Origin of the sequence: Shewanella chilikensis, from assembly GCF_037953065.1 — a bacterium.
Lineage (GTDB): Bacteria > Pseudomonadota > Gammaproteobacteria > Enterobacterales > Shewanellaceae > Shewanella > Shewanella chilikensis.
In genome coordinates this window covers 3,574,569-3,587,814 of sequence record NZ_CP149966.1, presented here as the reverse complement: position 1 = coordinate 3,587,814, position 13,246 = coordinate 3,574,569, and the positions used below count along the sequence as shown (strand labels likewise).

General features: G+C 55.1%; 8 protein-coding genes. 4 read left to right on the top strand and 4 right to left on the bottom strand.

The genetic code is table 11. The annotated features are described in order from the left end of the window. The first annotated feature begins 31 nt into the window (after positions 1 to 31). Positions 32 to 490 carry a GNAT family N-acetyltransferase gene (locus WKR14_RS16300; RefSeq protein ID WP_339086938.1) on the top strand — a complete coding sequence of 153 codons (459 nt, stop codon included), beginning with the start codon at positions 32 to 34 and terminating at the stop codon, positions 488 to 490. Position 491: 1 nt separating this feature from the next. Here WKR14_RS16300 and thpR read toward each other — a convergent pair whose 3' ends face one another. After that, the gene (gene thpR, locus WKR14_RS16295) at positions 492 to 1,040 is read right to left on the bottom strand and encodes an RNA 2',3'-cyclic phosphodiesterase (RefSeq protein WP_165565548.1); all 549 of its coding nucleotides are present in this window, start codon (positions 1,038 to 1,040) and stop codon (positions 492 to 494) included. A 143-nt stretch (positions 1,041 to 1,183) separates the two neighbouring features. Here thpR and WKR14_RS16290 point away from each other — a divergent pair, with 143 nt between their 5' ends. From WKR14_RS16290 to mrcB, 3 genes are read left to right on the top strand one after another with little or no spacing between them, the layout of a single operon-like run. Beyond that, positions 1,184 to 3,361: a putative bifunctional diguanylate cyclase/phosphodiesterase gene (locus WKR14_RS16290; RefSeq protein WP_165565547.1), complete on the top strand. Its 2,178-nt coding sequence runs from the start codon at positions 1,184 to 1,186 to the stop codon at positions 3,359 to 3,361. 59 nt (positions 3,362 to 3,420) lie between these two features. Next, positions 3,421 to 5,976: an ATP-dependent helicase HrpB gene (hrpB, locus tag WKR14_RS16285; protein ID WP_339086935.1), complete on the top strand. Its 2,556-nt coding sequence runs from the start codon at positions 3,421 to 3,423 to the stop codon at positions 5,974 to 5,976. A 14-nt stretch (positions 5,977 to 5,990) separates the two neighbouring features. Beyond that, the gene (mrcB, locus tag WKR14_RS16280) at positions 5,991 to 8,318 is read left to right on the top strand and encodes a penicillin-binding protein 1B (protein ID WP_101053676.1); all 2,328 of its coding nucleotides are present in this window, start codon (positions 5,991 to 5,993) and stop codon (positions 8,316 to 8,318) included. 476 nt (positions 8,319 to 8,794) lie between these two features. Here mrcB and WKR14_RS16275 read toward each other — a convergent pair whose 3' ends face one another. The 3 genes from WKR14_RS16275 to pntA form a co-directional block, all read right to left on the bottom strand. Beyond that, positions 8,795 to 9,463 (bottom strand): hypothetical protein, encoded by a 669-nt coding sequence (locus WKR14_RS16275; protein ID WP_339086932.1) that lies wholly within the window; start codon positions 9,461 to 9,463, stop codon positions 8,795 to 8,797. A 520-nt stretch (positions 9,464 to 9,983) separates the two neighbouring features. Next, positions 9,984 to 11,468 carry a Re/Si-specific NAD(P)(+) transhydrogenase subunit beta gene (pntB, locus tag WKR14_RS16270; RefSeq protein ID WP_101053672.1) on the bottom strand — a complete coding sequence of 495 codons (1,485 nt, stop codon included), beginning with the start codon at positions 11,466 to 11,468 and terminating at the stop codon, positions 9,984 to 9,986. A gap of 11 nt (positions 11,469 to 11,479) precedes the next feature. Then, a complete protein-coding gene (gene pntA / locus WKR14_RS16265; RefSeq protein ID WP_101053670.1) occupies positions 11,480 to 13,006 on the bottom strand; it encodes a Re/Si-specific NAD(P)(+) transhydrogenase subunit alpha in 1,527 nt (508 codons plus the stop codon). Positions 13,007 to 13,246: the final 240 nt, after the last annotated feature.

The following is a 13,246-nucleotide window of genomic DNA, read 5'->3' as shown; positions in this document are numbered from 1 at the left end:
TCGCTATTTTTTCAACAAAGGGAAGTGCAGGATGAAGTTACGCAAGGCGAGAAAGGAAGACGCGCAAGCGGCCTGGGATATCCGCAATCTGGCGATTCAAGCCGGTTGCCGGAGATTTTACCCAGAGGAAGAGCTCAGAATTTGGACCCAGGGTGAGATGCCCCAAGCCTTTCTCACTATGGTGGAGAGAGACTTTTATCTGCTCGAACATCAGGGAAAAATACTGGCGACCGGCATGCTGGATAACGACCGAATTGAAGCCCTGTTCGTGCATCCACAAGCCATGGGCCAAGGGCTCGGGCGTGACTTACTCGCTCATCTCGAGTCTTTGGCGCGTGAAAGAGGCGTGACAGCGCTGACGCTGGAGTCTACCCTCAATGCCGCCGACTTCTATCGTAGCTGTGGCTTTTGCGGTGAGGGGATAAGCCAATACCACTCCCCAAGAGGCATAGTGCTTGACTGCGTGGTGATGCACAAGCCGCTTAAGTGATTCAGTCGCTTAAAGGCCAGCTGGCCAATATCCGGTACTCGACGCCGGTTGGAGTACTCAAAGACTCGTAGAGTTGCAGCTCGCTTGGCGTTAAATCGAGCGTTGGAATATGTTCGAGTTTCGGTAGGTTGCCGGCCCTTCGCATCAAGGTGATGTGGGGGCGATAATCATATTCGCTGCTATGCAGCCCAAGGTCGTCCGCCAGTTGTTGCGCCGCCTTGGCGAGCGCCATCAGTGCCGGATCTTCGGCTGTGCCGGTCAGGCAGAGTATTTTCGGCCCGGGCCAGAAACAGAGTTGCTCGAGCCGCACCCGAAAGTGTTTCAGGGGCAAGCCGGGAATGGCGGCGAGTAAATCCCTCTGCTGTTTTGCCGTCACCTGGCCGAGAAACGCCAGGGTTAAATGCAGATTGGCCGCAGTCACTTTTTTTAGACCGGGGCCTGACTGCTCATCAGCTTGTTCACAAGCTTGCTGCAACTTCAGTAGGCTGGTTTTTTCTGCCGCGGTTGGCGCAAATCCGAGAAATAGTCTTTTAGGCGTAATTGGGCTCATTTTTCGTTTCCGGTTAGGTGCTTGACCTATACTGTGGCTTATACCATTTTGCATTAGAGTTGACTCACTGCGTTAAAATGGAAGCATAATGGTATCAGATGGATTCTTCAGTTCAGGAACAGTCGTAAGGAAATGACCCCACTATGCCCGTGAGTCTAGCCAATCAATTGCAACATGCCCTGGTGGATGTCTTCAGCGATTCTCCGTTGATCACCCTGGAGCAGAATGTTGATCGTGCCCTGGAGATCATTACCCGGCAACTGGATTGTGACGGGGTGTTTGTGCTGGCGGCCGGAAAGGCGCCAGGGCGGCTCAAGACCCGTAATCTCTACCTCAAACCCCAATTCAATACTCTGCAAGGTACCCGTGAGTGGGGATTAGGGAACATGCCTTTTTTTCGCAATCTGTTACGCCATCCCAAACTCCTGACCCTGGACAGTATTGAGGAGCTTCCCAAGGAAGCTCAGGAAGAGAAACGTTTCTTACGCCAGTGGCAGGTACGTAGCCTGCTGGTTCTGCCGCCACTGCATCTGGGGGATACTCATATCGCCGTAGGCGCCTTGCAATGCGGTGGTGAAAAGCGCTGGCAGGAGGACTTTGTCAATGAGCTTAGCCATGCGGCCGCCATGATAGGCTCGGCGATGGAACTGACCCGTATCGCCTTGGCGCTGCTGGCCAGTGAGTGCAAGTATCAGGAGCTGTTCCAACAGTTACCCCTGGCTTGTGGTCAGTTGGACAGCAGCAACCAACTGACCATGATGAACCGGATAGCCAAACAGACACTGGTAGCCGCTGATAGCCAGGATCTGCTGACCTTGGTGCGTGAGGATGACAAGGGGATTTTGCTCGATACCCTGGCCGTGGTGCGCGATGGGGTATTGAATCAGGCCTGGTGTGAGGTTGGTTTTCTGCATGGACAGGAGCTCTCCTGGCAAAAGCTGAGTATCAGTCGCAGCAAGGCTGATAAGCGTACCTTGGTGTTGATGGCCGAAGATGTCAGTGAACGTCACAGGCTGGCCAGCGAGCTGTCATTCCATGCCAATTATGATGCGCTGACTGGCCTGCCCAATCGGGTGCATTTCGAAGCTCTGCTGGCCAAAGTGCTCGGCGAGGAGCAGGCGCCACCTGTGTGTATTGCCTTCGTGGATCTGGATCAGTTTCGGGTGATCAACAATGTCAGCGGTCATATCGCGGGTGACAGGCTCTTGTGTCAGGTGGCGCAGCGGCTCAAGCAGCTGGTGCGCAAGGGGGATCTGGTGGCCAGACTCGGCGGCGATGAGTTCGGGATCCTGATGCATTTTTGTAACCCAGAGTCGGCCAAACATATCGCCGAGCGTATCTGTCAGCAGCTGTTTAATCATGAATTCAACTGGGAAAACCGCAAACACGGGGTCTCGGCCAGCATAGGCATAGCCCAGTTGGAACCATTGGCGCAGGACATCTATACCGTCATGGGCCAGGCCGATGCCGCCTGCCGACTGGCCAAGGAGCAGGGGCGCAACGGCTGGTTACTCTACGACAGCAGCGATCCCCGCCTCAAGCGGCTCTACAGCGAAATGACCGCCTCGGTCGATGTCCTAGGTGCCCTGGCCAACGACAAATTTGAGCTTTACTTCCAGGAGATCCGCCCGCTGGAAGCCACAGATAGTGGTATGCACCTGGAGATCTTGCTGCGTATGTATCAGGAGGAGGGAGAGATGTTGTCACCGGCAATATTTTTGCCGGCGGCCGAGCGTTATAACCTGGCGTCCAGAGTGGATCGCTGGGTGATAGATCATCTGCTGCTTTGGGGCAATCGGCATCTTGAGTTGTGGCAATCTCTGTCTTTGGTGTCGCTGAATCTTTCGGCGTCCTCGCTTGAGGATGAGGAGTTTATGGACTGGCTTGAGATGCGTCTGCTGGCCGAGCCGGAGTTGGTCGATAAGCTGTGTATCGAAATCACCGAAACATCGGTACTCAGCCAGCTCGAGCAGGCCCACAGGTTGATTGAACTGCTTAAACCTTTGGGTTGTAAGCTGGCGATGGATGACTTTGGCGCCGGTTTTTCCTCTTTTGCTTACCTGAAACAGTTGGCGGTGGATTATGTGAAGATTGATGGCCAGTTTGTGGTCAATCTCTGTGAAGACAAGGCAGATCAGGCGATTATTGCCGCCATGTGCCAGTTGGGGAGGCAGATGGCGTTTCAAACTATTGCCGAGTTTGTGGAAACCGAGGCCATAGTGGCGAAACTGCGGGAGCTGGGGGTGGATTATGCTCAAGGTTACGCCATAGGCAAGCCCAGGCCCTTATTGGCGCTGAGCGAGTCACCCCCGTTAGGTTAGCCACGGCGGCAGAAACTGGTTACACTGAGCGCCTGTTTTTGTAAGCCATGCCCTGAATCTTGAACGACTTACCCATTCAATCCCTGTTGCCTCAACTGCGCCAAATCTTGGCCAGTTGTCGGCAAGTTATCCTCGAAGCGCCTACCGGAGCCGGCAAATCCACCGCGCTGCCCTTGGCACTGCTCGACTGGCCGGAAATCGACGGCAAGATCCTTATGCTTGAGCCCAGACGGGTTGCGGCGCGGGCCATCGCTGGCTTTTTGGCGCGCCAAAGAGGGCAGGCGCTGGGGCAAGAGGTGGGGTTTAGGGTTCGTGGTGAGAGTCAGGTCAGCAGTAACACCCGACTCGAGATCATCACCGAGGGGGTACTGACCCGCATGATCCAGCAGGACCCTGAGCTCAAGGGCGTTGCCATGATCATTTTCGATGAGATCCATGAGCGCCATCTGAGCACAGATCTCGGTCTGGCGCTGGCACTGGAAGTGCAGGCCTCATTGCGGGACGATTTGCACTTGTTGGCCATGTCGGCAACGCTCGAAGGCTTGCTGTTACAAACCTTGATGCCGGATGCCAAGCTGCTTGCCAGTGAGGGCCGCAGCTACCCTGTGACTATCGCCTACAGCGCCGCTTCGGCGCAGAGGCGCAGCGGTTCGGGGGCCGGCACAGGCATGGCGCCTTGGCTTGAACACATGGGGCGGCAGTTGCTGGCGCTGCTGGACCCTCAGCAGGCCTGCGCTTTGGGGGTTAGCGAAGCGCAGCAACAGGGCTCGATACTCGCCTTCCTGCCGGGACAGGGGGAAATTCAGCGCCTCAAGCACTATCTGCAATCCAGGGTTGCGGCCAATGTGCGCATTTGTCCTCTTTATGGTTCATTGAGTGCCAAAGAGCAGGATGCGGCGATTGCCCCAGCCAATGCCGGTGAGCGTAAACTGGTGCTGTCCACCAACCTGGCGGAATCCAGTCTGACCATAGAGGGGATTACTCTGGTGGTGGATAGTGGTTACAAGCGCCAGGCCAGTTTCAATCCCCGCAGCGGCGTGACCCGTTTGGGACTCAAGCGCATCAGCCAGGCATCGGCCACTCAAAGAGCCGGGCGGGCGGGGCGCACCAGTGCGGGTTTCTGCTTAAGGCTTTGGGGCCAGGAGGAGCACGGCCGCTTGCCGCAGGCGGATGAACCGGAAATCTTGCATGCCGACTTGCTCTCCATGGCCCTGGATGCGGCCTGTTGGGGCGTGCGCAGCCTCAGTGATTTGCCTTTACTGACACCACCGGCCAGAGCCAATGAGGCGGTGGCCTGGCAGCTGTTGCAGTCGCTGCAATTGGTAGACCCGCAACGTAAGCTTACCGCCCATGGCCGCGCGGCCTATGCACTGGGGGCGGCGCCGCGGCTGGCGCACATGCTGCTTCGGGCGCAGAGTTTGGGGCAGGCGCGCGGCGAACCCGAACTCGCCGGTCTGGCTTGTCTGCTGGCTGCCTTATTGGAGGCCAGAAGCCTTGCGGGCAACAACGCCGATATCATGGATAAACTTTCTCAGGCCACTCAAGGCCTTGAGGCCAGACAAGTCGGCAACTGGCTCAGACACTTGGGGCTTAACGGCAAGGCGGCGGATTTTCTGAAATTGGCGAATCGTGCCGATTGCGCCCTGTTGTTGGCGTTGGCATTTCCTGACAGGATAGCCAAGGCAAGAGGCGTTGAGGGCTATCAACTGGCCAATGGCAGCGGCGTGGTGCTCGATGCCGGTGACAGCCTCAGCGGCTGCGAGTTTCTGGTGGTGGCCGACTACCAGGAAACCGAGGGCCGCAGCGCCGGCCGTATCTACCTGGCGGCCGAGTTACCGGCGGGGTTGCTGGAAAATGAGCTGGCCTTTCTCTGTACCTGGCAACAGCAGGCGGGCTGGGATGAGTCCAAGGGACGTTTCTTTGCCGAGCGCCAACTGCGTTTGGGGGAGATAGTGCTCAAACGGGAGGCCGAGAAAGAGGCGGATCCCAAGCTGAGGGCTCAGGTGATTATGGCGCTGCTGCGCAGTAAAGGCTTGACGCTGCTCAATATGGATGAGGATGTCAGGCAGCTCCAGTTCAGGCTGGCACTGGCAAGATCCAAAGATCCGAGCCTATTTCCGGACAGCAGCGATCCGGCGCTGCTGGATTCTCTTGAGGAGTGGTTGGAGCCGTTTTTGAGTGATATCAAGCAGCTAAAGGGATTAATGGCATTGGATATCAAGCAGCTGCTGCTCAATCGCCTCGAGTGGCAGGCGCAGCAGATGTTGAATGAATGGCTGCCGAGCCATTGGAAAATGGCCACGGGCACCCGGGCACCGATCCGCTATGATGCCGGCGGGCGGGCGCTGCTGAGTGTTCGCTTGCAGGAAGCGCTGGGCATGGCCGAAAGCCCGCGGCTGCTGCAAGGGGAACTGACCGTAACCATGGAACTCTTGTCTCCGGCGCAGCGCCCTTTGGCGCTGACGGCCGATCTGGCCAGTTTTTGGCAAGGGCCCTATGTCGAAGTGAAAAAAGAGATGCGTGGGCGCTACCCTAAACACCTGTGGCCCGACGATCCGGCCAATACTTTGCCGACCAAGTTCACCAAGAAAAAGACCTTGAATATCCAGCAGTAAATTTTGGGATAAGCATGACCACCAAGAAAAGTACCACGAAAAAAAGTACCAGAAAAACCAGCAGCAAGAGCAAGCCGGCGCAGCAAAGCCCCGGGTTGTGGCGCAGGTTATGGTCGATAACCTGGAAGCTGACCCTTATTCTGGTAGCGGCGTTGACTATCTATTGTATCTACCTGGATCAGATCATCGCCCGCAAGTTTGAAGGGCAGAAGTGGCACCTGCCGGCGCAGGTGTTCAGTCGCTCCATGGCACTCTATCCAGGGGCGGCGGTGAGCCACGCCCAACTGATGGCCGAACTTAAGCTGCTGGGCTATCGCAAGGTGGCCAATCCGCGCCAGGTGGGGGAGTTTTCTGCCTCCAGTACCCGAATCGAGCTGTGGCGCCGCCCCTTCCTGCATCCTGAGGGAAGCCAGGCAGAGCAGCGGGTGATGATAAGTTTTGACTCCAACGGCGTTACTTCGGTGGCGCGCATGAGCGACAAACGACAACTGGCGGTGTTTCATCTTGAACCTGTACTGCTGGACAGGATCATCGCCGGCGATGGTGAGGACAGGCTATTTGTACCAACCGAACAGATCCCCGAGCACATAGTCGAAGCGCTTATTCTGGTGGAAGACCGCAGCTTCTATGAGCACCACGGAGTGAACCCCTTTGCCATCGCTCGTGCCCTGCTGGTCAATATCAGCGCCGGTCGCACGGTACAGGGCGGCTCGACCCTGACCCAGCAGTTGGCGAAGAACTTCTTCCTCTCCAGCGAGCGCTCCTTAATCCGTAAGGCCAGAGAGGCCTTGATGGCGCTGATTATCGATTTTCGTTACAGCAAGGATGAAATCCTCGAGGCCTATCTCAATGAGGTCTACATGGGACAGGACAAATCCAGAGCCGTGCATGGCATGGGGCTGGCGTCGCAATTCTATTTTGGCCGCCCGGTCGGAGAGCTGACCCTGGCGCAGCAAGCCTTCCTGGTCGCCGCCATCAAGGGGCCATCTTACTACAACCCCTGGCGCTATCCTGACAGGGCTCAGGAGCGGCGCGATCTGGTGCTCAGGCTCTTGATGGAAGGCAGCAAAATTTCTGTCGATCAATACAAGGCGGCAGCAGAGTCGCCGCTGGGATTAAGGCGCTCGGACAAACCTGTGCATCAGAAACTGCCGGCCTTCTTTGCCGTGGTCAAACAGGAACTCAAGAACCGCTATGGTGCAATGCTGCTGAAGCAGTCCGGCGTCAAGGTCTATACCACCTTGGATCCCATGGCGCAGGAAGCCGCCGAAAACGCCGTTGAGCGAACCCTGAAGGAGCTTGGCAAGAAAGATAAAGAGGTGCAGGTGGGCATGGTGGTGACCGACAAGTACAGCGCCGGGATCGCCGCCATGGTGGGCGACAAGGTGCCGGGCTACGAGGGGTTCAACCGGGCGGTGGAAATTCGCCGTCCCATAGGTTCACTGGTCAAGCCCTTTGTTTATGCCACTGCGCTGGCTCAGGGCAACAAGTTTAATCTCGCCAGCCCACTCAAAGATGAGGCCATTACCCTCAAGAATGAGCAGGGCAAGACCTGGTCGCCCCAGAATGTGGATCGCAAGTTCCGCGGCCAGGTACCACTGTTGACGGCGTTCAAGAAGTCGATGAATGTGCCGACCGTAAATCTGGGTATGATGGTTGGCGTCGATGCCGTGGCCGCAACGCTGAAGGAGGCTGGTTGGAATGAGGCTGTACCGGCTTATCCTTCCATGTTGCTCGGCGCCGTAAACGGTTCCCCCTTGATGGTGGCACAGGTATATCAGACCCTGGCAGACGGCGGCCGTTATCGTCAGCTCAATGCGGTGACTGCCGTGCTGGACAGCGACAACCAGCCTCTGCCTGTGGCCAGTATGCCACGCCATGAGGCGATAACGCCGGCGGCTAACTATCTGGTGCAGTACGCCATGACCAAGGTGGTGGAGTCCGGTACGGCTTCGCGCCTGGGGGCGGCCTTCCCCGGAGTGATGCTGGCGGGCAAGACGGGCACCAGCAACGACCGCCGCGATTCTTGGTTTGCCGGATTTGACGAGCGTAACGTTGCCGCCGTTTGGGTTGGCCGTGATGACAACGGCAAGACCCAGTTCTATGGCAGCAGTGGTGCCATGACGGTTTATCAACGTTTCCTCGCCGAGCGGCCGCCGCTGGGGCTGAGATTGCCGCCGGTCAACGGCGTGGTGCAGGGCTATTTCGACCGGGATACAGGTGCGGCGAAACAAGCCGATTGCCGTAATGTGGTGGCGGTGCCTGCGCTGGCTGACAGTTATCACCCGGCACCCAACTGTGGTGAACCTTTGCCTTGGTGGAAACGGATCCTCGGTGGTTAACGGCTGAAACTAAGTAGGGCAGCTATATTTGCGGCCCTGCTTGGTGAGCAGGCCAAGCTGGGACTACTGAGTGTGCGTGAGCCCTGAACGGGGATTCTTCCACACCAACCCTTGGGGGATAAATGGATCAACAACCGGTTGTTCCATGCCTGAATGGAAACCAAGATTTGTCAGTCCCAGAGCAAAATTGGCATAGTGGTTGTTTTGGCATAGTGGCTGTTTCGACATAGTGGCTGTTTCGACATAGTGATGCCACCTTGCTAGATTGCATTTAATGCCATTCTTAACGCTGAGCTTGTCCTTGTGAATCTCCCCTCAGTGCCAAGTGCAAGGTAAAGTTATTGCAGCGGAGGGAGAGCCGAAGGCTCGCACTAGAGTAATTAAGACAACTTCTGACTGGTTCCTCCAGGTGAAATTCTAAGTACAAAAAAGCCCCTGTAATTAATTCTACTGGGGCTTTTTTGCAATCCTTTTCGTTAAGGATTTAGAACAGGATACCCTTGACAACTATCTTGTATACATGGAGTTTCGTTTGAGATACTCCATGAACCAGAATAATTGTTATACATAAAAGTTTGTTCAGACTCTCTTGAGGTAAAACGAACAACGAAAGGAGTGTATTGAGAAATACCCGATTGCATTGCCATCTCGGTGATTCCTACGTACATCATGAGTGAGCCATAACCTCCCCAACTTTGTAGTAGACGTCCCTCGACTTCTATCCGCTCAATTTCATCATCTTCACCTGATGTGGTTTGAAATACCTTATCCAAAGAAATGTTATGCAACTTTGCATTCAGTCTAGAGTAGGTTGCATATTGAGTGATAAGTCTATCCATTGAAGACTCAGGAATACCAAGACTTTGAGCCATGTTTAGCCTACGTGCTTTTATCAAAGCAAAGAGTTCACTCTTTTGCTCAACAGAAAGTGTGGAATAAGTAGTTCCAGCTCCCAAAGAGTTGATGTAAGTAGTCGTTTTTAAAAGAGGTTCTCCTAGGGTTTTCTTGCCGGACATCAGCTGATTTAATTCAGCCGAAAAGTGCAGATAAGCCTCTGGACTTTGAAAACCAAAGTACTGAGCGTGAGCTTGTATTTTTTTTTCACATCGCTTTCTGGTTTCGCAATCGCGTTTTGAGACCAACACCCCAATAACAGAATTGCAAGTAAGATCCGTATACTCATTTCACATCTCCTTTACGTTTTTCTAATCTGAGTAGATCTAACAGACGTTACATGCAGGGTCAATGATTGAGTTGTTTATAAATTAAACAGCAAACGGGCGGGGATTCGGTGGGCTTGAGACCATTATAACCTGTCTTAGCAGCAGGTATGCACTTCCTGGATCCTATGCGCAGGAAGCCGCCGAAAACGGCGTTGAGCGAAGCCTGAAGGAGCTTGGCAAGAAAGAGAAAGAGGTGCAGGTGGGCATAGTGGTTGTTTAGGTATAGTGATGCCACATTGCCAGATTGCGTTTAATGCCATTCTCAACGCTGAGCTTATCCTTGTGAATCTCCCCTCAGTGTCACGAGGACTTATTCGCACCTTCCCTAAAGACAGACAGCTTGGTGGCAGTAGATAACGGCCTGAGTGCTCAAACCTGTAGAGCCGGCAAAAGAAGAGGGAGCCATCGGGCTCCCTCTTTGACTATGGGTTTAGCTGGCTATTTAGAGCGATTTCAAAATCGCTTCTACGCTGGCCTTGGCATCGCCGAACAACATCTGGGTGTTGTCTTTGAAGAACAGCGGGTTCTGCACCCCGGCATAACCTGTATTCATCGAGCGTTTGAAGCCGATGACGTTGCGGGCCTTCCACACTTCCAGTACCGGCATGCCGGCGATTGGGCTGGAAGGATCTTCAGTGGCCGCCGGGTTAACCGTGTCGTTGGCACCTATTACCAGCACTGTATCTGTATCTTCGAAATCATCATTGATCTCATCCATCTCCAGCACTATGTCATAAGGCACTTTGGCCTCGGCCAACAGCACGTTCATATGGCCCGGCAGACGTCCGGCAACCGGGTGGATACCGAAGCGCACCTTAACCCCCAGATTACGCAGTTTCTGGGTGATCTCGGCCACGGGATATTGTGCCTGGGCTACTGCCATGCCGTATCCGGGGGTGATGATCACTGAGCTGGAGTTTTTCAGCAGCTCGGCCACATCCTCGGCCGTGGTTTCACGGTATTCGCCCATCTCTTCATCACCGCTGGAAACGGCGCCATCGGTACCGAAACCGCCGGCAATCACAGAGATAAAGGAACGGTTCATCGCCTTACACATGATGTAAGACAGAATGGCACCGGAAGAACCTACCAGGGCACCTGTAACGATCAGCAGGTCGTTGGACAACATAAAGCCCGCCGCTGCGGCCGCCCAGCCAGAGTAGGAGTTGAGCATGGATACCACAACCGGCATGTCGGCGCCGCCTATGCTGGCTACCAGGTGCCAGCCAAAGGCAAAGGCTATCAGTGTCATGATAAGCAGAGGCCAGATGCTGCCACCTACGTTGACGAAGTAAATCATCAGCAGCAGGGATACCACAACCGCCAGCAGGTTGAGCTTGTGGCGATGAGGTAACATCATCGGCTTGGAGGAGATAATGCCTCTGAGCTTGCCGAATGCCACCACAGAGCCGGTGAAGGTCACGGCACCGATGAAGATCCCCAGGAAGACTTCCACCAGGTGGATGTTGAGCATGGCACCCGTCATGGGCTCATGCGCTGCCGAGGCGGCGGCCTGTTCAATGGCAACCTTGGCGGCTTCCAGCGTGGCATTGAGGTCATTACCGACAGTGACTATCACTTCATTCATCGCCTGTGGATGCAGGCCGAGGAAAGAGTTGAAACCCACCAATACGGCGGCCATACCCACAAAGCTGTGGAGAATGGCGACCAGTTCGGGCATTTCTGTCATCTCAACCTTGAGCGCCAGACGAATACCTATGGCACCGCCTATCACCATGGCGAGAATGATCCAGTGAACCCCATTGGTTTCGGGATTCAGTATGGTAGCGATCAAAGCGATCGCCATCCCTATAACCCCAAACAGGTTTCCATTTTTTGCAGACTCCTGCTTCGATAAGCCGGCGAGGCTTAAGATGAAGAACAGGGCTGCTATGATATAGGCTGCTGTTACCAGTCCTTGAGACACGATATACCCCCTTAATCCTTACGGAACATCTTCAGCATGCGCTGGGTGACGGTAAAACCGCCGAAGATGTTGATACTGGCAATCAGCACGGCGATAAATGCCAGTGCGGTCATCAGGGCCGAGCCCTGGCCAACCTGCAGCAGTGCACCTACCACAATAATGCCGGAAATAGCGTTGGTGACAGACATCAATGGCGTATGCAGCGCATGAGTCACGTTCCAAACCACGTAGTAACCCACCACACAGGCGAGCACGAATACAGTAAAGTGCGACAGGAACTCAGCCGGAGCCACCGAGGCCACGGCACCGAAGGCGGCCACACCCAGAGCGCCCAAAATATACTTGAGCTTGGATGGCGCTTTCTCTTCTGCTTTTTTCGGCTCAACTTTGGCTGCCGGTTTCTTGGGCGCCGCGGTCACAGAGATCTGTGGTGGCGGGAAGGTGACTTCACCGGCCTTGACGACCGTCATGTTGCGCATCACTACGTCTTCGAAGTCTATGTTGGCGTTGCCGTCTTTCTCCTTGCACATCAGCTTCATCAGGTTCACCAGGTTGGTGCCGTAAAGCTGGGAGGATTGTGCCGGCAAACGGCCTGGCAGATCTGTGTAACCTATGACTTTAACGCCATTGTCGGTCACAAAGAGTTCACCGCTTTGGGTGTATTCGCAGTTGCCACCGGTAGCGGCCGCCAGGTCAACGATCACTGAACCCGGCTTCATGGAGTCGACCATCTCTTTGGTGATGAGCTTGGGCGCAGGTTTGCCTGGAATAAGTGCGGTGGTGATGATGATATCCACTTCCTTGGCTTGCTCGGCGAACAGCGCCATTTCAGCCTTGATGAATTCATCAGACATTACTTTGGCATAGCCATCGCTGGAAGAGCCGTCTTCACCGCCGAAGTCCAGCTTGAGGAACTCACCGCCCATGGACTCGATCTGCTCGGCCACTTCCAGACGGGTATCGAAGGCGCGCACTATGGCGCCCAATGAACCGGCGGCACCGATGGCGGCAAGACCGGCAACCCCGGCACCTATCACCAGCACCTTGGCAGGTGGGACTTTACCCGCGGCAGTGATTTGGCCGGTAAAGAAGCGGCCAAACTCATGAGCAGCTTCCACCACGGCGCGATAACCGCCGATATTGGCCATGGAGGAGAGGGCGTCGAGTGACTGGGCGCGGGAGATCCGCGGCACCATGTCCATTGCCATCACGTTGATGTTGCGCTGTGACAGCTTTTCCACCAATTCAGGATTCTGGGCCGGCCAGATAAAACTTACCAGGGTGGCTCCATCTTTGATTTGGCTGATTTCATCTTCGGTTGGCGCGTTGACCTTAAAGATCAAGTCGGCCTGCCATACATTCGGTACCACACTGGCACCGGCGGCTTCGAAGGCGGCATCACTGAAGCTGGACAGCGCACCCGCGCCTGCTTCCACCGCCACTTCAAAGCCGAGTTTTTTAAGTTGCTCTACCGTTGCCGGGGTCGCAGCGACCCGGGTTTCACCGGCGAGACTCTCTCTCGGTATTCCAATCTGCATGACTATTCCCTGATGGTTGATAAACAAAATTCACCCCGCCAAAACTCCGCTGGCAGAGTGAAAGAATGCAAGTCTGTTGACCTGGACTCGGGGGACTGGTCTTTCCCTTTCCATTGGGGACTTCCTGAAATAATTTCAGGAACCAAGCCCGCTCATGAATGAAATCCTGGGTGTGGGGTACAGATATTCCCTTCATGGCACCTAGCGTGCTTTTGGCATTGTCGCAAGTCTTTCAATGGA

Excerpts from the sequence above, each read along its gene's own strand:
- WKR14_RS16290 (WP_165565547.1), top strand. The coding sequence starts at position 1,184 with ATGCCCGTGAGTCTAGCCAATCAATTGCAACATGCCCTGGTGGATGTC.
- mrcB (WP_101053676.1), top strand. The coding sequence starts at position 5,991 with ATGACCACCAAGAAAAGTACCACGAAAAAAAGTACCAGAAAAACCAGC.
- WKR14_RS16300 (WP_339086938.1), top strand. The coding sequence starts at position 32 with ATGAAGTTACGCAAGGCGAGAAAGGAAGACGCGCAAGCGGCCTGGGAT.
- pntA (WP_101053670.1), bottom strand. The coding sequence starts at position 13,006 with ATGCAGATTGGAATACCGAGAGAGAGTCTCGCCGGTGAAACCCGGGTC.
- thpR (WP_165565548.1), bottom strand. The coding sequence starts at position 1,040 with ATGAGCCCAATTACGCCTAAAAGACTATTTCTCGGATTTGCGCCAACC.